This is a genomic window from Glaciimonas sp. GG7, assembly GCF_052976905.1.
In genome coordinates this window covers 41,682-62,437 of record NZ_JBRIIQ010000001.1, presented here as the reverse complement: position 1 = coordinate 62,437, position 20,756 = coordinate 41,682, and the positions used below count along the sequence as shown (strand labels likewise).

General features: G+C 52.8%; 16 protein-coding genes and 1 pseudogene. 14 read left to right on the top strand and 3 right to left on the bottom strand.

All coding sequences use genetic code 11. The annotated features are described in order from the left end of the window. Positions 1 to 54: 54 nt before the first annotated feature. The 10 genes from purL (at position 55) to ACVBEF_RS00210 (ending at position 14,065) form a co-directional block, all read left to right on the top strand. Positions 55 to 4,077, top strand: coding sequence for a phosphoribosylformylglycinamidine synthase (gene purL / locus ACVBEF_RS00255; protein WP_447122087.1), 4,023 nt, complete (start codon positions 55 to 57; stop codon positions 4,075 to 4,077). A gap of 129 nt (positions 4,078 to 4,206) precedes the next feature. Next, positions 4,207 to 4,464: a hypothetical protein gene (locus ACVBEF_RS00250; protein ID WP_447121932.1), complete on the top strand. Its 258-nt coding sequence runs from the start codon at positions 4,207 to 4,209 to the stop codon at positions 4,462 to 4,464. Between the two features lie 5 nt (positions 4,465 to 4,469). Beyond that, complete coding sequence (locus ACVBEF_RS00245) at positions 4,470 to 5,207, top strand: rRNA pseudouridine synthase (RefSeq protein ID WP_447121931.1); 738 nt, start codon at positions 4,470 to 4,472, stop codon at positions 5,205 to 5,207. A 180-nt stretch (positions 5,208 to 5,387) separates the two neighbouring features. Beyond that, positions 5,388 to 6,509, top strand: coding sequence for a methyltransferase (locus tag ACVBEF_RS00240; RefSeq protein ID WP_447121930.1), 1,122 nt, complete (start codon positions 5,388 to 5,390; stop codon positions 6,507 to 6,509). Between the two features lie 16 nt (positions 6,510 to 6,525). Beyond that, the gene (locus tag ACVBEF_RS00235; protein ID WP_447121929.1) at positions 6,526 to 6,741 is read left to right on the top strand and encodes a hypothetical protein; all 216 of its coding nucleotides are present in this window, start codon (positions 6,526 to 6,528) and stop codon (positions 6,739 to 6,741) included. 3 nt (positions 6,742 to 6,744) lie between these two features. Next, positions 6,745 to 7,206, top strand: coding sequence for a hypothetical protein (locus ACVBEF_RS00230; protein WP_447121928.1), 462 nt, complete (start codon positions 6,745 to 6,747; stop codon positions 7,204 to 7,206). Between the two features lie 205 nt (positions 7,207 to 7,411). Then, positions 7,412 to 12,742, top strand: coding sequence for a DUF4011 domain-containing protein (locus ACVBEF_RS00225; RefSeq protein WP_447121927.1), 5,331 nt, complete (start codon positions 7,412 to 7,414; stop codon positions 12,740 to 12,742). 128 nt (positions 12,743 to 12,870) lie between these two features. Next, the gene (locus tag ACVBEF_RS00220; protein WP_447121926.1) at positions 12,871 to 13,128 is read left to right on the top strand and encodes an AbrB/MazE/SpoVT family DNA-binding domain-containing protein; all 258 of its coding nucleotides are present in this window, start codon (positions 12,871 to 12,873) and stop codon (positions 13,126 to 13,128) included. A gap of 115 nt (positions 13,129 to 13,243) precedes the next feature. After that, positions 13,244 to 13,450 (top strand): type II toxin-antitoxin system PemK/MazF family toxin, encoded by a 207-nt coding sequence (locus tag ACVBEF_RS00215; protein WP_447122086.1) that lies wholly within the window; start codon positions 13,244 to 13,246, stop codon positions 13,448 to 13,450. Between the two features lie 330 nt (positions 13,451 to 13,780). Then, positions 13,781 to 14,065, top strand: a complete 285-nt coding sequence (locus tag ACVBEF_RS00210) for a hypothetical protein (RefSeq protein WP_447121925.1) — start codon at positions 13,781 to 13,783, stop codon at positions 14,063 to 14,065. Positions 14,066 to 14,129: 64 nt separating this feature from the next. Here ACVBEF_RS00210 and ACVBEF_RS00205 read toward each other — a convergent pair whose 3' ends face one another. Further along, complete coding sequence (locus ACVBEF_RS00205; protein WP_447121924.1) at positions 14,130 to 15,155, bottom strand: hypothetical protein; 1,026 nt, start codon at positions 15,153 to 15,155, stop codon at positions 14,130 to 14,132. Between the two features lie 312 nt (positions 15,156 to 15,467). Between ACVBEF_RS00205 and ACVBEF_RS00200 the strand changes: the two are divergent. Together ACVBEF_RS00200 and ACVBEF_RS00195 are read left to right on the top strand one after the other, a co-directional pair. Next, positions 15,468 to 16,023 (top strand): annotated as a pseudogene (locus ACVBEF_RS00200) (CYTH domain-containing protein); the annotation flags it as partial. A 27-nt stretch (positions 16,024 to 16,050) separates the two neighbouring features. Next, on the top strand, positions 16,051 to 16,998 hold the full coding sequence (locus ACVBEF_RS00195; protein WP_447122085.1) for a CHAD domain-containing protein: 948 nt from the start codon (positions 16,051 to 16,053) through the stop codon (positions 16,996 to 16,998). 426 nt (positions 16,999 to 17,424) lie between these two features. Here ACVBEF_RS00195 and ACVBEF_RS00190 read toward each other — a convergent pair whose 3' ends face one another. Then, positions 17,425 to 18,180, bottom strand: a complete 756-nt coding sequence (locus ACVBEF_RS00190) for a helix-turn-helix domain-containing protein (RefSeq protein ID WP_447121923.1) — start codon at positions 18,178 to 18,180, stop codon at positions 17,425 to 17,427. A 237-nt stretch (positions 18,181 to 18,417) separates the two neighbouring features. On the opposite strand from ACVBEF_RS00190, the gene ACVBEF_RS00185 reads away from it, so the two are divergent. Both ACVBEF_RS00185 and ACVBEF_RS00180 read left to right on the top strand, forming a co-directional pair. Continuing rightward, entirely contained in the window at positions 18,418 to 18,873 is a 456-nt protein-coding gene (locus ACVBEF_RS00185; RefSeq protein ID WP_447121922.1) for a hypothetical protein, read from the top strand. A 193-nt stretch (positions 18,874 to 19,066) separates the two neighbouring features. Further along, entirely contained in the window at positions 19,067 to 20,128 is a 1,062-nt protein-coding gene (locus ACVBEF_RS00180; RefSeq protein ID WP_447122084.1) for an SLC13 family permease, read from the top strand. A 13-nt stretch (positions 20,129 to 20,141) separates the two neighbouring features. Here ACVBEF_RS00180 and ACVBEF_RS00175 read toward each other — a convergent pair whose 3' ends face one another. Continuing rightward, complete coding sequence (locus tag ACVBEF_RS00175) at positions 20,142 to 20,729, bottom strand: YceI family protein (protein ID WP_447121921.1); 588 nt, start codon at positions 20,727 to 20,729, stop codon at positions 20,142 to 20,144. Positions 20,730 to 20,756 lie beyond the last annotated feature (27 nt).

The following is a 20,756-nucleotide window of genomic DNA, read 5'->3' as shown; positions in this document are numbered from 1 at the left end:
GCGGCTTCTGATTTAACCCGCAGCTTCTGGCTGCACCACCCCCTCCATATCGCCATGTTGATTTTGCCGGGTTCTAATGCCCTTCCTGCTTTTCGCTCCCAACGTCTTTTATCGCAATTGCACGCAATTGATCCTAATATCACCGGCGTTACCGGTCGTTACGATCATTTTGTCGATGCATCTGTCGCATTGGGTCCTGACGATGTAGCCCGCTTGCAAGCATTGCTGACTTACGGCGATCCATTTGACGGCGCAGCCGGTGGCGAGGAGTTCATTGTCATTCCCCGTTTTGGCACGATTTCTCCGTGGGCCAGCAAGGCCACCGACATCGCCCGTAACTGCGGCATGTCGCAGATCAAGCGCATCGAGCGCGGGATTGCGTATCAAATTCATCTGAAAACCGGTTTGTTGGGACTGGGCGGCGTCAAAAAACTCAGCGACGCCAGCATTGCGGCCATTAGCGCTTTGCTGCATGACCGCATGACCGAAACCGTATTACGCAGCGCCGAAGCGGCTGGCGACTTATTCCGAGAATTACAAGCCACCCCATTGGCGTCGATTGATGTGCTGGCAGGCGGTAAAGCCGCGTTGGAGAGCGCCAATACGGAGCTTGGCCTGGCATTGTCGGACGACGAAATCGATTATCTGATGGCCGCCTTCACCCGCGCCGAGCGTAATCCGACCGATGTTGAGTTGATGATGTTTGCGCAAGCCAATAGCGAACATTGCCGTCACAAGATTTTTAATGCGGACTGGACCATTGATGGTCAGGCGCAGGACAAATCTTTGTTCGCGATGATTAAAAATACCCATGAATTGCACCCGCAAGGCACAGTCGTGGCGTATAGCGATAATTCGTCCATCATCGAAGGCGCAACGGTGTCGCGCTTTTATGCACGCGGTGCTGCCGAAGGGAATGTGTATGCAGCCTCAGAAGAGTTGACGCATATTTTGATGAAGGTTGAAACCCACAATCACCCAACCGCCATCTCGCCTTTCCCCGGCGCATCAACCGGAGCCGGCGGTGAAATCCGCGACGAAGGCGCAACCGGGCGCGGAGCCAAACCTAAGGCAGGTTTAACCGGCTTTACCGTCTCCAATCTGTTGCTGCCAGAGGCGCAGCAAGCATGGGAAAACATGGCTGACGTGACAATTTCTGTGACGGCTGCCGATAAAGACGGTACAGCCATTTACGGCAAACCAGACCGTATCGCTTCACCGTTACAAATTATGATCGACGGACCGCTGGGCGGAGCTGCGTTTAACAATGAATTTGGTCGCCCGATCTTAGGCGGCTATTTCCGTACCTACGAGCAAAACGTTGCCGGTACAGTTCACGGCTATCACAAGCCGATCATGATTGCTGGTGGCATCGGCAGTATTTCAGACAAACACACGTTTAAAAATGCCTTGCCGGTTGGCAGTTTGCTCATTCAATTGGGTGGCCCCGGTATGCGCATCGGCATGGGCGGTAGTGCAGCCTCTTCGATGGCCACCGGCACGAATACGGCGGATCTGGATTTTGATTCAGTCCAACGCGGCAACCCCGAAATGGAACGCCGCGCACAAGAAGTCATTAATGCTTGCTGGGCAATGGGCGACGCCAATCTGATTTTGTCGATCCATGACGTCGGCGCCGGTGGTTTGTCGAACGCGTTCCCGGAGATCACCAACGACGCCAAGCGCGGCGCGATTTTCGATTTGCGCCAGATACCACTGGAAGAAAGCGGCATGGCCCCGAAAGAAATCTGGAGCAATGAATCGCAAGAGCGCTATGTCATGGCGATTGCGCCTGAGAGCCTGCCGCTGTTTGAATACTTCTGCCAGCGTGAACGCTGCTTGTTTGCCGTCGTCGGCACGGCAACCGAAGAGCGTCAATTAAAGGTCATCGATCCGCAACACAACAACAATCCGGTCGATATGCCGATGGATGTATTGCTTGGCAAACCGCCAAAAATGCACCGCGATGTACAGCGCGTGGCCGCCAACTTGCCCGCCGTTGATCTCACCGGCATGGATTTGCTCGAAGTCTCACAGCGCGTCTTGAAATTGCCAACGGTGGCGGATAAATCGTTCTTGATTACGATAGGCGACCGCACTGTAGGCGCGACTTCGGTGCGCGATCAAATGGTCGGGCCGTGGCAAATTCCAGTAGCCGATTGCGCTGTCACGACGATGAGTTTTGAGGGTTATCTGGGCGAAGCGATGGCGATGGGTGAGCGCACGCCGCTAGCCGTCATTAACGCCGCAGCGTCAGGCCGCATGGCCGTCGGTGAAGCGCTGACCAACATCGCCGCCGCTCCGATCGCAGATATGTCGGATATCAAATTGTCGGCCAACTGGATGGCCGCTTGCGGTCAACCGGGGCAGGATGCGGCCTTGTTTGATACCGTCAAAGCCGTCGGTATGGAATTGTGTCCAGCGCTAGGCATCAGTATTCCGGTCGGTAAGGATTCGCTCTCGATGCGCACTACCTGGAGGGATGACGGGTCCGATAAATCGGTCACCTCGCCGGTCTCGCTCATCGTCTCCGCCTTCGCGCCGGTCACCGATGTCCGCCGCACGCTGACGCCGCAATTGCGTACCGATGCTGGCGATACAGCATTGATTTTGATCGACCTCGGACGTGGCAAGGGCCGCATGGGTGCATCCGCTCTGACGCAAGTGATGCAGCAGATTGGTAATGAAACGCCCGACGTTGATAGCGCCGAAGACCTCAAAGGGTTCTTCCACGCCATTCAACAACTCAATACCGAAGATAAATTACTCGCGTATCACGATCGTTCGGACGGCGGCTTGTTCACAACATTGTGCGAAATGGCCTTTGCCGGTCACGTCGGCTTCTCCGTCAATCTCGACATCCTGACGATGGAAAGCGAGCACGCCGCAGATTGGGGCGACTCTAAAAACTGGGTCGGTCAAATCTCGGAACGCCGCAATGAAATGACCTTGCGCGCCTTGTTCAACGAAGAACTCGGCGCCGTCATTCAAGTCCGTGCCGAACAAAAATCGGACGTCATGAACGTGCTGCGCAGCTACAACCTCGGCGCGTGCAGCCACATCATCGGCAAGCCGGATAAACGCGACGTGATCGAATTCACCCGCGACGCTAAAGCCATTTATAACCAGCCGCGTATTGCGCTGCAACGTCTGTGGAGCGAAACCAGCTGGCGCATCGCCCGTTTGCGTGACAATCCAGCCAGCGCGGATGCGGAATACGACCGTATTCTCGACACGCTTGACCCGGGTATCACACCAAAAATAACCTTCGATATGCAGCAAGACGTGGCAGCGCCGTTTATTAATGTCGGCGCTAAACCACGGGTTGCGATTCTGCGTGAGCAAGGCGTCAATTCCCACGTTGAAACCGCCTACGTTATGCATCAATCCGGCTTTACCGCCGTTGATGTGCACATGAGCGATTTGATCGCCGGACGTGCGCGCTTGGATGATTTCAAAGCCTTTATTGCGGTCGGCGGATTTTCTTACGGCGACGTATTGGGTGCAGGTGAAGGCTGGGCCAAGACTATTTTGTTCAACGCGGCACTGGCTGAACAGTTCTCAACCTTCTTCAACCGCAGCGACACATTTGCGCTGGGCATTTGCAACGGCTGCCAGATGATTGCCAATTTAAAAGGCATCATTCCCGGCGCTCAAGCATGGCCGAAATTCACCCGCAATAAATCGGAGAAATTCGAAGGCCGTTTCTCGATGGTGCAAATCGAAGAATCGCCTTCGATCTTCTGGCAAGGCATGGCCGGTACGCAAACGCCGATTGCGATTGCGCACGGTGAAGGCTTTGCTGATTTCTCGCAAACCGGCGATATCGAGAAGGCCATAGTCGGCATGCGTTTTGTCGATAACAAAGGTACGGTCAGCGAAGCTTATCCGTACAACCCTAACGGTTCGCCGCAAGGGATTACCGCAGTCACCACCGCAGACGGTCGCTTCAACGCCCTCATGCCGCACGCCGAGCGGGTATTCCGTAGCGTGCAGCAATCCTGGCATCCTGAAGGCTGGGGCGAAGATTCGCCGTGGATGCGGATGTTCCGTAATGCGCGGACTTGGGTTGGTTAAGTGGATGGGCTGTATTTTCTAGCTGCAAAACACAGCGATAAAATAGGCATACAGTAGGGCGGGGGAGCAAAATGCTTTTCCGCCCTATTTGATTCAAGAAATAATTAAGCAACTGATTGGAGTTACATCATGACAATGACCTACGAAGAATATCTGGACGAAGTCACCACCCTGTTAACTGAAAAATACGAACAGACCGACACCGCCGCCATCAAGCACGTCATGCGCGCACAAGCCGCTGATTTCTTCACCCTACACGACGATCATCCCGAACTGCGCACGCAAGAGAACGCCGTGCTGGACGCCAAGAAAATTTTCGAGACCAAGAACAAATCGCGGCCAGAAGAGTTTCATGGTCGTGCTAAATCGCCTTACGGTAATAAGTAATCTCGATGACCGAATCCGTTCGCCTCGCTAAACATCTCGCTGACGCAGTCCCTTGTTCCCGCACCGAGGCCGAGCAATATATCCAGGGCGGCTGGGTCACAGTGGACGGCGTCGTCATTGAGGAGGCCGGTTACCGCGTCCTGCCGCAACAGCAAGTGGCGTTGCTGCCCAATGCCGTGCTGCAACCGGTCGATCCTGTCACCATTTTGTTGCATTTGCCTGCCGGTATTGAGTTGGTGCCCGATGCGCTTGATGCCGCCTCGGTCATTGCCCAATTGCTGAGCCCCGATAAGCGCTTGCCAGAAGATCGCTCAGGTTTGCGTTTTCTCAAGCAGCATCTGGCTGGCTTAAGTTTGGTCAGCCCGCTGGACTCTCAGGCCAGCGGTTTAGTGGTACTGACGCAAGACTGGAAAGTTACCCGAAAACTGGTCGATGACGCCGCCAAAATCGAGCAGGAATACATCGTCGAAGTGTGCGGCGACATCATTCCAGACGGCTTGCAACTGCTCAGTCATGGCCTGAAATTCAGTGGCAAACCGTTGCCGCCGATCAAAGTCAGTTGGCAAAATGAAACCCGTTTGCGCTTTCCTCTCAAAGCACCGCCGCGTGGCCTGATCGCACATATGTGCGAAAAAGTCGGACTGGAAGTTGTTGCCATGAAGCGTATCCGTATGGGGCGCGTGCCGATGGCTGGCTTGCCAGTTGGGCAATGGCGGTATTTGTTGGGCTATGAACGGTTTTGATGTTGTTGCTGATTTGCCGTAATCCCGCCAACCGTTCGGACTGAGTAGCCCGCAAGGGCGTATCGAAGTTATCGCTGACGCAAAAACCCTTCGATACGCTGCGCTACTCAGGGCGAACGGGATGTGAACATTCAAGAAAAAAATCAACATTAATACCAATATCATTTTTAAGGCGCAATCATGAGCCAACCTCCACTAATTAATTGGGTCGAGGACGACCAACCGCGTTCCTGCCGCTGGCATTCAGAAAGCGGCGCACCAGCACCAAAACGCGTAGTAATTGCCGACGACCGCATGACTGCGGACGTCGCTTTTCGTCTGGCCTCTGAAGGTACGGCAATGCTCTGGCGCGGTGACTTTCAAAACGCCCGGCAACTGTTGCAGGCGCTAGCTCGTCGCACCGACCGCAAACCGCCTAAGCAAGCGACGACACCGGGCGATGTTTTTAATTTTCACCGTCAGGCCCAATCACAACGCGCACGCACGCTGGCGATGGTGTTGCTGCCGTTTGATGAACATTACAGCATCCCGCTACGCCGTGCGCCCGACGTGCAGCAAGCCTGCTTCGAAGCCTACGGCCCCGCCGCTGGTCCATTCGTTGCCACACTGCGCGAGTTACTCGGTCTGATCGGTGCGCACGAATGGCGCAAAAAAGGCGTCGACATTCCCGCGCTAGGGGCGCGCATTCATCCTCATTACGGTGTCTATTCACCGGTCCGTGGCGAATACATCGGCTTAGTAGCAGAAGCCCCGCTGCCAACGACAACTTTAGCCTTCGATATCGGTACCGGCACCGGCGTGCTGGCCGCGCTGCTGGCACGCCGGGGAATTGCCCGCATCATCGCAACCGATCAAGACCCGCGTGCCTTAGCCTGCGCCCGAGAAAATTTGACCCGGCTTGGCTTGGATCAACAAGTTGACGTCGTGCAGGCCGATCTGTTTCCACCGGGCCGCGCCGCCCTGATCATCTGCAATCCGCCGTGGCTGCCAGCCCGCCCAAACTCACCCATCGAATACGCCGTCTATGACCCTGACAGCCGGATGCTGCGTGGCTTTCTGAGCGGCGTGGCAGAACATCTTGCACCCGGCGGCGAAGCATGGCTGATCCTCTCCGACCTGGCCGAACACCTGACGCTGCGCCCACGCGCAACATTATTGGCATGGATCGCAGAGGCCGGTCTGAGCGTCATCGGGCGTATGGATGTCAAGCCGCATCATCCGAAAGCCGCCGATGAAACCGACCCGCTACACGCCGCCCGTGCGGCAGAAGTGACCTCGCTGTGGCGTCTTACCGTTCAATAAAATCAAGGAAAAAAACATGTCCAACAAACCATCCCGTACGCTCACTTTTAAATGCGCAAAATGTACCAAGCCGGTACAGGTATTTTTACAAAAAGTCTCCGCTTGCTCGCATATCCAGCCGTATCAAGGGATCTGTAAATGCGGCGAATTAAAACGTCACGCAACCGGACAAAAGGATGCTGTTGAAGGATATCTGGCGTCACCGACTGGTGATTGGTCGCATCATCATTAATGGATGATCGGTGTCTCCGAGCGATATTCTCAAGATGAAAAATCAATTATTAGCCAAACGCTTAACTTTCTCTCGCGTTTGCGCGAGAGCGAAAAAGGTTTCGTTATAATTGCCGTCAAGGAGATTTTCAGCATGTCGACTCTTACTTTTGATACCTATAAATTTATTAAGACCTTAACTACAACCGGCCTGCCGGAAGTGCAGGCAGAGGCAATCTCATCGGCCGTGCGTGACGCGTATGATGGTAGCGAAGTTGCCAGCAAGAATGATTTAAGGGAAATGGAGTTGAGGTTTGCTGCTGATTTAAAGCAAGTGAAGCTTGAGTTAGGTGCTGATATAAAGGAAGTAAAGCTTGAGTTAAGTGCCGATATCAAGGAAGTCAAGGGTGAAATGACACTGCTTAAATGGATGTTAGGACTCATTGTTGCCGGTACCGCCACACTGATCTTAAAATCATTTTTTTAGAAGTAGATCGCGCCGTCCTCCGGCGCTGATAATCAATTAAGTCTCGATGGCAACATTGCGTTGTCCACCCTCCAGGCATCACATACCCTCAAGTTAAAAATTCTCAAGATCACACACTAATTGCCCCTGCATATTTGTATCCGGATTGGTATGATGTTGCCCTTGCGCTGTAGCCAAGCGCCGGACCACAAAAGCAGGTGATGCAGTGTCGCAGAAGTCAGAACAATCAGAGCGGGCCTGCCTAAAGGTCGATCAACTAACTGATCAAGCACCACTATCCCCACCCAATATTACGATCACAGCGCAAGTTGACGCCACAGTCAACTACGCCTCCTATCAAAACAACGTTCCCTTAATTCGCAGCCTGTCGATCCAGAACCATAGCGCCGAGCCGCTGCTCGATATCGAGATCGTCATCCATTGCGATCCACCATTTGCCGATCCCTTGCGGCTGCGATTCGCCCAACTCGACGCGCACGCAACACGCCGCATCGATACCATCGACCTGAAAATCGTCCACCGTTATCTGGCCGAATTAAACGAAGCCGAACGCGGTCGCGTCATCATTGCGGTACGCGCCAACAACATCGCAGTAGCGCAGGCCGAGCACCCGGTAGACGTGCTGGCCTACGACCAATGGGCTGGCACGCGGGCGTTGCCGGAGTTGCTGGCGGCGTTTTCGCTGCCGAACAATCCGGCCATTGATGGTTTGATGGCCCAGTGCGGCGAGCAGTTGCACCAAGCCGGGGCCGGTCAGAGCCTCAACGGTTATCAATCGAAAAATCGGGATGATGCCTGGGCGCAGATTTCGGCGATCTATAACGCCATCGGCGCACTCAAACTCAGCTACATCACGCCAGCGGCGTCGTTTGGCAATGATGGTCAAAAAATTCGCACCCCGGATCGCATACTCAGCAGCCGCATGGTGACCTGTCTGGATTCCTCGATGTTGCTGGTGTCCTGCATGGAGCAGGCCGGGCTTAATCCGCTGGTGATCATTAAAAAAGGCCATGCTTTAGTCGGTTGCTGGCTCATCAATACCACCCTGCCAAGCGCGGTGTTCGATGACGGTCAGGCGGTGCGCAAGCGTGTTGCCAGTGGCGAGCTGCTAGTGTTTGAAACCACGCTGCTCACCCATAGACCATTGCCGTCGTTGCGTCTGGCGTGCGAAAACGGGCAGGAGCAATTGCAAGACGACGATGCCTTTTTGTTCGCCATCGATATCAAGCGTGCGCGCATGGAGCAGATCCGGCCTTTGCCGTCGCGCTTGCCAGCAGGAGCAGAATCCGACCAAGTGCCCTTAGTCGATGTCGCCCCTGGTATCGAACCACCGCCAGTGCTGCCGCCGCTCGATACGGCGGCAATCGTGATCGATGACGATGCGCCCGTTGATACCGCCGATGGCCGTCTGGCGCGCTGGAAATCCAAATTGCTCGATTTGACGCTACGCAACCGCTTGATTAATTTCAAGCCGACCAAGGTCATGTTGTCATTGCGCGTACCGAACCCGAGTCAATTAGAAGATGCATTATCGGACGGCAAAGAATGGAAATTCCGTCCATTGCCACCGGTCATGGATGCGGTCAATCCTGACGATCCCCGCGTGGCAGCGCTCGCGATGCGTCGCAATGGCGAAGACCCGCTCGGTGCGGCGGCGTTGCAAGCGATGCAGATGTGCGAACTGTTAGCCAATGCTGACGCTAAAAAACTCGATGCGCATTTGTATGAAATTTACAGCGCAGCAAGGCTAGGCCTGGAGGAAGGCGGTGCCAATACTTTGTATCTGGCGTGTGGCTTCTTACGCTGGACCGAGGATGAACGTGCAGAGAAAACCTTGCTTGCGCCGATTCTGCTCGTGCCGGTGACATTGACGCGGCAATCAGTACGGACCGGTTATTCGATCAAGCGCCATGACGATGAAACTATCATTAACCCGACCTTGCTGCAGTTGCTGCGTGAACGATTTCAGATATCGATCAAGGGATTAGACGTCTTGCCATTGGATGGGAATGGCGTCGATGTCACCAAAATCTGGCAAATCATCCGGCTAGCGATCAATGCCATACCGCGTTGGGAAGTGCTGGAAGACGTCTATCTGGGAATATTTTCGTTCACCAAATATTTGATGTGGAAGGATTTACAGGACCGCAGCGCGCAGCTTAAACAAAATCGCGTCGTCAATCACCTCATTGAGCGCTCAAGCGTCTCCATGGGGCACGGCATCGATATCGTGCGGCGCGATGACATGGATGTGCGTCACGCGCCGGAGAGTTTGCTCACGCCATTGCTGGCCGATTCGTCCCAACTCAATGCGATTAGCCGGGCAGGGGCGGGGCATGATTTTGCGCTCGAAGGGCCGCCGGGAACCGGTAAATCGCAGACCATCACTAATTTGATTGCGCATTTTTTGGGGCAGGGAAAAACCGTTCTGTTCGTCTCCGAAAAAATGGCCGCGCTCGATGTCGTGCAACGGCGCTTGAATGCGATTGGGCTTGGTCCGTTTTGTTTGCAATTGCATTCCGCCAAGGCGAAAAAATCCGAAGTATTAGAGCAGCTGCGCACGGCGATGAACGTCGCGCACCATTCCACCGCCGATGACTGGCAGCGCGAGGCAGCACGTCTGGCTGTATTGCGGTCCGATCTGAACGCCTTGGTGCAAGCCTTGCATCGCCCTTATCCGCATGGCTTGACGGTGCGCGGTGCGACCGATAGCGCGATTTTGCACACTAAGCGTTGGGTGCCGGCGACCATGCCGTGGACCGATCCCGACACCCACGACCGCGCCGGGCTGGATGCGCTGCGCGAATTGGTGCGGGCAATGCAAGTCGTCGTGGAGGAGCTGGGGCCGCTGCAAGCACATCCGCTGCACTTGGTTTGTCATACTGAATGGTCAAATGCGTGGGAAGAAAAATTGCTCACAACATGCACCGAGCTTGATCGCGCATCTGAACAATTACAGCTTGCTTGCGAAGCGCTCGAGCCCGTCTTCGGACTCAGTTTGGGCGCGCCGTCGCAAGCATTGTTGGAGGCCTTGGATGGGCTGATCGATGTCTTGTTGCAAGTGCCGCATATACCCGTCGGTATCGTCGCCAATGGCGATGATGCGACTTGCCGCAGCGAACTCCATCAACTCCGCGAACATGGCGAGTTGCGGCAATTGTGTGCGCAAAAACTGACGGCGTTAGGTTTTACGTCTGACATTTCTGCTGCAGATGGTACGCAATTGACAGCAGCCTGGCGTCGCGCTCAGCAAGCGTGGTGGCCCAAGAGCCGGTTTTTGTCACGCAGCGTGACGGCACAATTAACGTTGTATACGAATAGCCAGCAACGGCCATCAGCAGCATCGATACCGGCGGCGCTTGACGCATTGTGCGGCTTGAATAAAGCCGATCAGGCGCTGCGTCTTGTCGATGCACAAGCTACAACATGGTTAGGAAGTGAATATCAAGGTCCGCAAACCGATTGGCTTGCCGTCGTCCGTTACGCACAATGGGGGCCGCAATTTGAATTAGCGATGACACGTTTTGCGGCGACCGACGCCGATCCGGCATTAGCGCCACGCTTGCGCCAATTGGTGCGCCAGCAACGCGCAAGCCTGGGTCCGCACGGTGCGTTGGCGTTACAACTGGTTGACTTTAAAAATACTTACCGTGAATTTACCCTCAAGCGTGCGCAAGTGACCGAGTATGCCAGTGGCGAGTTCGCCGGAGCCGTGCATACCGCCGGTCTGCCCACCCGTATCCGTGCGGTATTGCTTGGATGGCAAGGGCAGCATCGCAGGCTGCGCAATTGGTGCAAATGGCGCGGATTGCGCAAGCAGGCGGTGGATGCTGGCCTGTCTGGGGTGGTGCAGGCGATTGAACAGAATCGTATCGCGCTCAATGATTTAGCCGCATACGTCGATTATTCATATCAAGTCTGGTGGCTCAAACTCGTCACCGATCAGGAGCCGGTGCTACGCAACTTTTCCAGCGCCGACCATGATCGAAAAATCCGCGAGTTTCGTAGCAGCGATGCACGCTTTCAAACGCTCACCGAGCAATACCTGCACGCGGTACTGGCAGGCAACGTCCCGCAGGTGGAGGCCAATCAAAAGCCGGACGCCGAGATGGGTTTGGTGCTGCGCGAGCTCGCCAAGCAAAAAGCCCATTTGCCGGTACGCAAACTGGTGCGCGGGATTCCGACGTTGCTGCCCAAGCTCAAGCCTTGCTTGCTGATGTCGCCGCTGTCTGTTGCGCAGTATCTGGACGCGGCGCATTCCAGCTTTGATCTGGTGGTGTTTGATGAAGCCTCGCAAATTTTGGTCTGGGATGCGGTCGGTGCGATTGCACGTGGCAAGCAATTGGTGGTGGTGGGCGACCCCAAACAATTGCCGCCGACCAGCTTTTTTACCCGCGCCGATGCCGACGGTGACGATGATCAGGATAGCGAGGAGGGCAATGTCCACGATCTGGAAAGCATCCTCGATGAATGTCTGGGCGCGGGTCTGCCGACGTTGCGGCTGGAATGGCACTATCGCAGCCGTCACGAAAGTTTGATTACGTTCTCCAATCATCGCTATTACGACGCCCGCTTAATTACCTTTCCCTCGCCGGTCACCCAAGATCAGGCCGTGCGTTTGCAGTTGGTCACCGGTGTCTATGATCGCGGCGGCAGTCGGACTAACCGGGCCGAGGCGGATGCGATTGTAGCGGCCATCGTCGCCCATTTTGCGGATGATGATCGCCGCCATTTAACGATGGGCGTGGTGACCTTTAACCAGACCCAGCAACGCCTGATCGAAACCTTACTCGATGCTGAGTTGCGTAAAGCACCAGAACTAGAGCAGCGCATCGCCGAGCATGGCCCGGAAAAATTGTTCATCAAAAATTTGGAAAACGTCCAAGGCGATGAGCGCGATTTGATTCTGTTTTCGATTACCTACGGCAAAGATGCAGCGGGCCGGATGCCGATGAATTTTGGACCGTTGAATCGGGAGGGCGGACAGCGTCGCTTAAACGTAGCCATCACCCGGGCGCGGGTCGGCGTGACGATCGTCAGTTCAATCCGACCGGAAGAGATCGATCTGTCCCGCACCCGCTCGACCGGCGTGACGGATCTGAAAAATTATCTGGAGTTTGCACAAAAAGGCGCACGGGCACTCGCAGAACAATCGCTGCCAACGGGGCGTGAACCGGACAGCCCGTTTGAGGTGGAAGTCATCAGCGCCTTGCGCAACCGCGGCTGGATCGTGCATCCGCAAGTCGGATGTTCCGGCTATCGGCTCGATATCGGCGTGGTCCATCCGCAACAGCCGGGGACCTTTTTGCTCGGCGTTGAGTGTGACGGGGCGACCTATCATTCACTGCCCACCGCCAGAGATCGTGATCGTTTGCGGCAATTGGTGCTGGAGGGATTGGGCTGGACGCTGCATCGGATCTGGTCCACCGATTGGTGGACGGACCCTGAGCGAGAGATGGAGAAGCTGGAAAAAGTATTGCAGATAAAACTGGCAGAGTCGCGTGTGGAGGCTGAGGAAATCGTGGCAGAAAGTTGACGAAATTGGATGATCTTGCACTATGCCGATAAACACCTGTTTTCCGAGAGCAAAGAGCTAAGTAAAGAGCTAGTCATTCAGATTGCATTGAGTTACATCAAAGTATGATTTTTCAGAGGAGATGCATCATGCATACAACCAATTTGCGCAAGGTCGGCGGCTCGATCATGTTGGCCGTTCCACCAGCGTTCCTCGATCAACTGCACTTGCAAGCCGGAGCGACCGTTGGTATGACCGTCTCCGGCGGCCACCTGGTAATTGATCCCAAGCCAAGGCCGCGTTACACACTCACGGAATTGCTGGCTGCCTCGGACTATTCACAACCACAACCGGCAAAAGAGCGAGAATGGGTCGATGCGCCTGCCGTGGGTGGTGAGTTGATATGAGGCGAGGCGACATTTATCTGGTCTCGCTTGATCCAATTGAAGAACGTGAACAGCGCGGAAGCGGTCTGTTCTGGTTGTATCTCCGACCGAGTTCAACGAAGCAACCAAATTGCCGGTGATCTGCCCAATCACGAGCGGCGGCGACTTCGCCCGCCGCATTGGGTTCGCTGTTCCAGTGACTGGCATTAAAACAACCGGCGTTGTTCGCTGCGATCAGCCCCGTGTGCTCGATCTTAGCGCGTGCAATGCGCGCAAGGTGGAGACCTTGCCAGCATCAATCATGGAAGAAGTGCTGGCGAAACTTGCCCCAATTTTCGAGTAAAAAACTATGAGCGCAACTCTATGACGGTTACGCTTTGTGCACCACAAGGGCAAAATGTTTCGTCCCCCTTGACCATGGTTTTTAGTCGCGGTATTGTGACAGCCGTTCCAAAAAAATGGACGCAGGTTTGAACGCCTGATTGAAGCGAAGTGCAGACTGCTTAATGCGGTCTGTACCGTTGTACGTCCTCTCTGGGCGGCAATGGCGGGGAAGCCTTCGGGCTTGCTGGCTTAGCTTCGCTTCACCAGTCGTTCAACCCTGTCATTCGCCGCCCACCCTCGTATACATTCGTTAAACGAGCGCGGTATAACCGGATCAAAGGATAGCCCGATGCGTCATAGCAAAAGTAAGTCACCGAAACCGCTTAAATCTCCCAAAAACAATCGCCCCGCAGCTAAAGCGCCCATGCGTGCAGCACGCAATAGCCCCCTCGCCGATTTCGCCCTCGTCACCTCCGATGTGTGTCGCGGCGTTCATCGCGTCCTCAAGATCATCGAGCGTCGCACCAATCCGACCGAAGATACCGATGCCTTGCGGGCGCTGGCGATGGCGTCAACCTGGTTGTTGAGTGAGCATGCTAAGAAAAAAATAGTAGCGCTTCATGAGGTTGCATGAAATGTAGATTGAAGGAATAAAAACGGGCCTCTTATTTGGAGGCCCGTTTGGTTTCTCTATCCATCTAGACTATGTCATTAAAATTCGGGGCTGATGGGGCTGGGGCAGAATCGTCATTATCCGGAGCCCGCCACTGAAATGCCGGAAGCGCAACAGAGGGCGCTAAAACGGCCACTCCTGCATATTGCCCACCTTTATATTGGTAGCGTGTCCCAATCTTCGGTATTTCTTTTACGGAAGATACCCATTTTTCATCAGTTGGATTAATCCACGCATGATCGTCAGTGTAAATTTCTTTGTTGTCGTTGCTCCATTTTTCCATTTTTTCTGCAAACTTCGCGGGGTAGTCTGGTGCAGAACAAGTGATATTGGCCCACGGATCACATACATAAATATGTTCTGGCCATTCTTCTAATGGAAGATCGGCATACTCCGGCGCGATGGTTCCGACTGCGGCAAGCGCATGAGTCGGAAATATCAAGGATGAAACTTGCACACCACGGTGCTTGCAGGCAACGTAATCTTTTACCGCAAGTGCCAACCCAGCACAATTTATTCTGGTGGATTTCCAGATATTGCCAGTCCTAATTGCAGAAACATGACGGCCATCAGTAATATCCCCGAATTTTTCCAACTCCCCAAATGTGCCAAACTCACCATTTTTATTTTCTATTCGCGTCATTTCAGCTTCCAGATCAGTTGTTTTGCGTTTGTTGTCTGATTTATATGATCCGCAATCTTTGTCATAAAGTGCCAGCCTCACTTTTTTGAGGGCATCTTCGGCAACACTTTTATTTTTCTTAGCCCAGGTAGGGTCTCCAACAGCGCCGATCATCCCTTTTAGCACTGGCGGTTTACCAGAAAGTACACTGGATATCGATTTATTGGATATACCAATGAACTGACTGCGAAGTCGTTCTGCTGTTGCTTGTTTGCCTGCTTTGCAAATCTTGAAGGGCAATATGTCAGCCATTTTGTCGAAAACATTTCTTGCCTTCGAGCAATTTTCAAAGCCGCTGGAGGGGTAATTCGTTACCTCGCCAGGGCGGTGCCCGATAATTTGATAATTTGAAAAAAGCTGAATTCCCATAAGGTAACTTAAAAAAATAATAGAAATTATTGAGTACCGATGGACGAACTTATTTTCCTTTGCTCGTCTAGTATGAACACTCAGCATAGGAATATGTTTGCAATGACGTCGCAAACTCCAAACACAGTTTTTTAGTGTGTCAACACGCCCTGGTAAGATTAAACTCATTAATAAATGAACATTTATTCTGGGCGCGCATATTAAATTCAAAGATGATTACAGTGCCCTCGGCGTTGGCAGAGATTGAACTTTGGAGGCGGAATTAAATACTGTACGGGCGAGATTGCCACAAAGTTAAAAACTGAGGTTGTGATGGAAATTGAATTAAAACTACTGATAGCACCAGACGCGGTGAATGCGTTTCGGCGTCATCCCTTACTCAAAAAGCTGGCAATCGCTAAGCCGTATAAACAGCAACTCATCAGCACTTATTTCGATACGCCTGATGCTGTGTTGATGCAGCATCAGGCGGGTTTGCGTGAGGCAAGTTGAGGGCAAGTTTATCCAGACGCTGAAAGCGGGCGGTCAGGTTGATAGTGGTTTGCATCAGCGCAATGAGTGGGAGTCCGAAGTAAAGGCGTGCGCGCCCGATATAGCGGCATTGCGTGGCCTGTTGAAGCCAAAGTCGCCTTGGGCGAAGTTGTTAGCCCAGCCGGAAATGACGGCGCAGCTTGCGCCATTATTTACGACCAAATTTCAACGCAGTGTCTGGTTGTTGCGCCTGGCGTCAGGGGATGAAGTGGAGTTGGTGCTCGATCAGGGGACCATTGAATATGGTGCGGGCGCTAAAGCGGTGAGCACGCCGATTTGCGAGATTGAGCTGGAACTTAAAACAGGCAAGGCGGCGCATTTGTTTGCCTTTGCAGTTGAGCTGCAAAAATCGATACCGCTGCGGGTGAGTGATGTCAGCAAGGCTGAGCGCGGTTATCGTTTGGCGCTACCCACAACCACAGAAAAAACAATTGAGATCGTCCATGCAAGCACGCCAGCGTTGTCTGAAAGGCAGACCATCGGACAGGGTTTTCAGGGCATTGTGGCCAATTGCGTGGCGCAGATTCAGGGTAATGAAGCCGGGGTGGTGTTGGGGACGGATGTTGAAAGCGTGCATCAAATGCGGGTTGGCGTGCGCCGCTTACGCTCGGCGCTGGCGATGTTTGGCGATCATTTGCCGTTGCCCGATACGCTGATGGTGGACTGTGAGTGGCTGGCGCAACACTTGGGCGCGGTGCGGGACTGGGACGTTTTTGCCGGGACAACGCTGGATGCTGTGGCCTCTGTTTGCAAGGAGATGCCAGCGTTTCAAACGTTGCGGCAGCAAGCGCTGGATGTTGCGCAGGAGAACAGAGTCACGATGGTTGAGGCGATTAACTCTCCCCGTTATGCGCGGTTGTTGTTGACCTTGGGTGCTTGTGTGCATGGGGCCGATGTGGGTTTGTCAGAGGATGCGTCATTGGGTGATTTTGCTTCGGTGCAGTTAGCCCACTATCAGAAAAAGATGGTTCAGCACGGGAAGGGGGTGGCGCACAGTAACGCGGCTGAGCGCCACCGGTTGCGGATCGCGGCTAAAAAGCTGCGCTATACGCTGGCATTTTTTGCGTCGCTTTATTCCGCCAAAAAGTTCAATGCTTATGTTGCTGGTTTGAGTGGTTTGCAGGATGCATTGGGGGAGATCAATGATGCCAGCGTCGCTGATCGGTTATTGCGAACCTGCGCAGAAGGGCACGCTGAACTGGTTGAAGTTTGTGCCTACATACGCGGTTATTCGGTCGCCCGGAACGAAAAAAATCTTAAAAAACTCGTTAAGTTGTGGAAGACATTCGGTCAACTTAACGCTGATTTTTAGTACCCGTGCACCCCTTGAGATGGCAGGCTTGTTTGGATACCCGGAATGGATCTGGCTGTGGTGTTGCGATGACTTCTGTGGTGATCATGCTGTGTGTGCCTATGATTAAAAACTGTATTAGGACTTACGGAAAACCGCCTCAGCGGCGTTACGCCCGCCTAGCTGTACGTTCGTACTGTCTTCGTCAGTCTGCCTTGCTGGAACGATTCTGCGTAAGTCCTATTTATGATTAGTATAGGCACACGGACCCTTATTTTTCATCAGAAAATCCGTCAAAAACCCCTCAAAAATATACCGAAACGGAATCTGCATGACGCATCAATGTCTCCTCAAAGTCGTCGCGCTCCATGTTGGCGTGAGCGTCGCCACCGTTGACATGCTGACTTTGGTGCTGGGGCTGCGCTAAGTCTGTAAATACGACCCTTCTTATTTCCCCTCCGCCAACGCAAGCAAGGCTGGCAGATTCAATAATTCGATATCGCGGTTATTGGCTTTTACCCAGCCCATTTTTTTAAACTGCGACAACAAGCGGCTGATCGTCTCATTGGTGAGGGCGAGAAAGTTGGCAATTTCTTCGCGCGACATGCGTAATTGGAAATGGGTGGCAGAGTAGCCACGGGCTTTGTAGCGGGTCGATAGATTGAGCAAAAATGCCGCAAACCGTTGCTCTGCACGCAGATTGCCCAATTGCAGCATGGCGGTGTGATCCTGGGCGATTTCACGGCTCATCAAGCGATGAAAATGATGCAACATCATCGGCACTTCGCGTAGTAGTTCTTCTAGTTCCGCAAAGGGAATTTCACAGACTTCACTATCTTCTAGCGCCACCGCGTCGCATTGATGTCGGCCAGCGCTAATGGCTTCCATGCCGAGTAATTCGCCGGTCATGCGAAAGCCTGAGATGTGATGCGCGCCGCTGGCGCTGACTTGGTAGGTCTTGATGTGGCCTACCCGGATCGCATACAGATTGATGAACGGGTCGTTCATCCGATACAGGGCGGTATCGCGTGGAATGCGCCGACGATGTTTCACAATTTGGTCTAGCTGATCCATTTCGATATCAGTGAGACCCATCGGTAAGCAGAGTTCGCGCAGGTTGCATGTGCCGCAATGCGTCTTGACATGCGGCATGACGAAAGGGGGCGAGGAGAATAGCGCAGTTGTTGTTATTGTTGTAATCATCTTGGCTAGTCCTGTTAAGGTAAAACAGACAAGGGCAGCGGTTGATATTGTGCGATGAGAGTGCAGAATCGATACGGTCTAATGCTCTTGGATGTTGATGTAGATCAGCAAAAAATGTTGTCTTTATAATATTATTGTAATCGCAATTGGTGGTTCTGCAAGTCGATTTTCTGTGTGTTGTTGAGAGATGTTTACAGGCAATCCACAGCCTTCTCATGGTCAATAGGGGACATAAAAATGAAAAGCGAGATGAAGTTACTCCGTTTAATCAAGCCGAAAGTCGGTGTTTTGTTGCTATGCGGACTCTTACCATTATTGATTTGCGAAAATGTGCTCGCGCAGGTGCCGTCGAGTGGTGTCAAGGTGAAAACCCAGGCCCCTTCCGATGCACACCAAAAAGTATTGGGATTTGAAGCACAACGTGATGCTTATTTAAATGATGCACGCGATGAAATGAACGAATTAAAAAATAAAATAGATGCTCTGAAGATGAAGGCTAAGAAATCCGGCGCGGCGACAAAAGCACGTCTGGAGGCATCTGTTGAGGATTTTCAACGTGACTTGCGTCGTCTTGAGAAGACATGGGCGGATTTAAAAAATAGTAGTGCTAGTAAATGGGATGAGTTGAAAACCGATTTGGATACATCCATCAAAAAATTGCGTGCGGAGATTGAGGGGGCGTCTAACCCATAGTGGGGGAAATACGTCATGGGTGCAGTGTTGGTAATGGATGTGCGCTATTGTCGCTAATTAAATTCATTCTTATTGTGTGAAAAAATTAATGACAAGTAATGTTGAGATAGCTGAAGTAACGATAGCCCCTTCCTTTTTTAGTACTTTATTGATCGGAATAGTCGCCACATTACGCACAGATTATTTTTTCTGGATGTTGTTGATCCTGCTGCTGCTATTAACGGTCATCGCCCCTGCCAATATTGCGCACTATCCCGATCTGGTTGACTGGCCAACGATTGCGACGTTGGCTGGTTTGCTGGCGCTCACAAAAGGGGTGGAATTAAGTGGTTATTTGTCGCGTCTGGGTGGGCATTTAATTGCACTGATGCCGACCGAGCGCGCATTGGCGGTTTTTCTCGTTCTCAGTACTGCGCTGCTGGCGATGTTATTGACCAATGATGTCGGGCTGTTTGTGATGGTGCCATTGACGCTGGGTTTGCGGACCACGATTAAATTGCCGGTGAGCCGTTTGATTATTTTTGAGGCATTGGCCGCCAATGCTGGCTCAGCGCTGACGCCGATTGGTAATCCGCAAAATCTTTTCCTCTGGCAGCTCTCCCATGTATCGTTTCAGGATTACGTCGTCGCGATGTTGCCGATGGTGTGCATATTCATGATTCTATTGATTCTGATGACGATGATTGTTTTTTCGGGGACGAAACTGGCGGTGCAGGAGGATGTTGCGACGACTCCGGTTAATCAGAAGTTATTATTTTTGTCGCTGGCGATGTATGTGCCGTTTCTGATCCTGACCGATTTGCATTATGCGCAAGCGGCGTTGTTGGCGGTATTAGTTATTTTTTTATGCGTACAGAAAAATGTCGTAGCCCGGATCGATTGGGCCTTGCTGCTGGTATTCGTGCTGATGTTTATCGATTTGCGGCTGGTGGCGCAACTGCCGCTGGTCCATGCGGGAATTGCCAGTATGGATTTGGGGCAGCCGCAACGCCTGTATTTTGCCGGCATTCTGGCGTCGCAATTGATTAGTAATGTGCCAGCGGCTATCTTGTTGGCAGAATATAGTCGGGATTGGCGCTTGATTGCCTTTGGGGTGAATGTCGGCGGTTTTGGTTTTCTGCTGGGTTCACTGGCGAATATTATTGCCTTGCGGATGACGCCGGATAAAAAAGCCTGGAGGACCTTCCACGTTTATTCAATTCCATTTTTGTTGATTGTGGCCGGGTTGGTCTATGGCTGGTTATTCGTGCTGTAAGTAAGAGAGGTGATTAATATTCTTTAATCGCTTCAACGACTATATGCAGAGTGACGGCATCGCTGACAAATGGGGCAAAGCGTCCTAACTTGTAATCGCTACGTAAAATTTCAACAGAGCCATTTGCACCGCAGGCACGTTTTCCGTAGATCAACATGAAGCGGCAGTTGAAATGCGTAATCTCTAATGTCACCGTGCGTGTGACGTCTTTAATGGTTAATTCGCCTTCGATTTGCTTGAGGTTTTCGCCATCGAAAACTAAGTGGGTTGAGGTAAAGCGGATGGTCGGGTATTTTTCGGCATCGAAAAATTCGCTTCCGCGTAACGTTTTGTTAAATAGTTCGATGCCGGTATTGACTGATCCGGCATCAATCTCGATCATGACCTCGCCCGTTCCTGCGGCTTGATCAAGATCGATAAAACCGCTGGTCGTATCGAAGCGGTTGCGCTGGACTGATAAACCCCAATGGCTGTATTCAAAAGAAGAAAATGTATGTTCGGGATCGATCTGGTAATGCTCTGTTGCTGCGGTGGCTGTGCTGCAACAGAGCGCTAATAATAGATATAGCCAGTAATGATGGTTGATCGGTCTGAGGCGCATCGGGGAATCTCTTTCGGGGAGGGGCGT

Coding starts and splice junctions, on each gene's coding strand:
- ACVBEF_RS00235 (WP_447121929.1), top strand. CDS start 6,526: ATGTCCAACAAACCATCCCGTACGCTCACTTTTAAATGCGCAAAATGT.
- ACVBEF_RS00250 (WP_447121932.1), top strand. CDS start 4,207: ATGACAATGACCTACGAAGAATATCTGGACGAAGTCACCACCCTGTTA.
- ACVBEF_RS00220 (WP_447121926.1), top strand. CDS start 12,871: ATGCATACAACCAATTTGCGCAAGGTCGGCGGCTCGATCATGTTGGCC.
- ACVBEF_RS00180 (WP_447122084.1), top strand. CDS start 19,067: ATGTTGTTGATCCTGCTGCTGCTATTAACGGTCATCGCCCCTGCCAAT.
- ACVBEF_RS00210 (WP_447121925.1), top strand. CDS start 13,781: ATGCGTCATAGCAAAAGTAAGTCACCGAAACCGCTTAAATCTCCCAAA.
- ACVBEF_RS00175 (WP_447121921.1), bottom strand. CDS start 20,729: ATGCGCCTCAGACCGATCAACCATCATTACTGGCTATATCTATTATTA.
- ACVBEF_RS00245 (WP_447121931.1), top strand. CDS start 4,470: ATGACCGAATCCGTTCGCCTCGCTAAACATCTCGCTGACGCAGTCCCT.
- ACVBEF_RS00240 (WP_447121930.1), top strand. CDS start 5,388: ATGAGCCAACCTCCACTAATTAATTGGGTCGAGGACGACCAACCGCGT.
- ACVBEF_RS00230 (WP_447121928.1), top strand. CDS start 6,745: ATGATCGGTGTCTCCGAGCGATATTCTCAAGATGAAAAATCAATTATT.
- ACVBEF_RS00190 (WP_447121923.1), bottom strand. CDS start 18,180: ATGATTACAACAATAACAACAACTGCGCTATTCTCCTCGCCCCCTTTC.
- ACVBEF_RS00205 (WP_447121924.1), bottom strand. CDS start 15,155: ATGGGAATTCAGCTTTTTTCAAATTATCAAATTATCGGGCACCGCCCT.
- purL (WP_447122087.1), top strand. CDS start 55: ATGTTGATTTTGCCGGGTTCTAATGCCCTTCCTGCTTTTCGCTCCCAA.
- ACVBEF_RS00185 (WP_447121922.1), top strand. CDS start 18,418: ATGAAAAGCGAGATGAAGTTACTCCGTTTAATCAAGCCGAAAGTCGGT.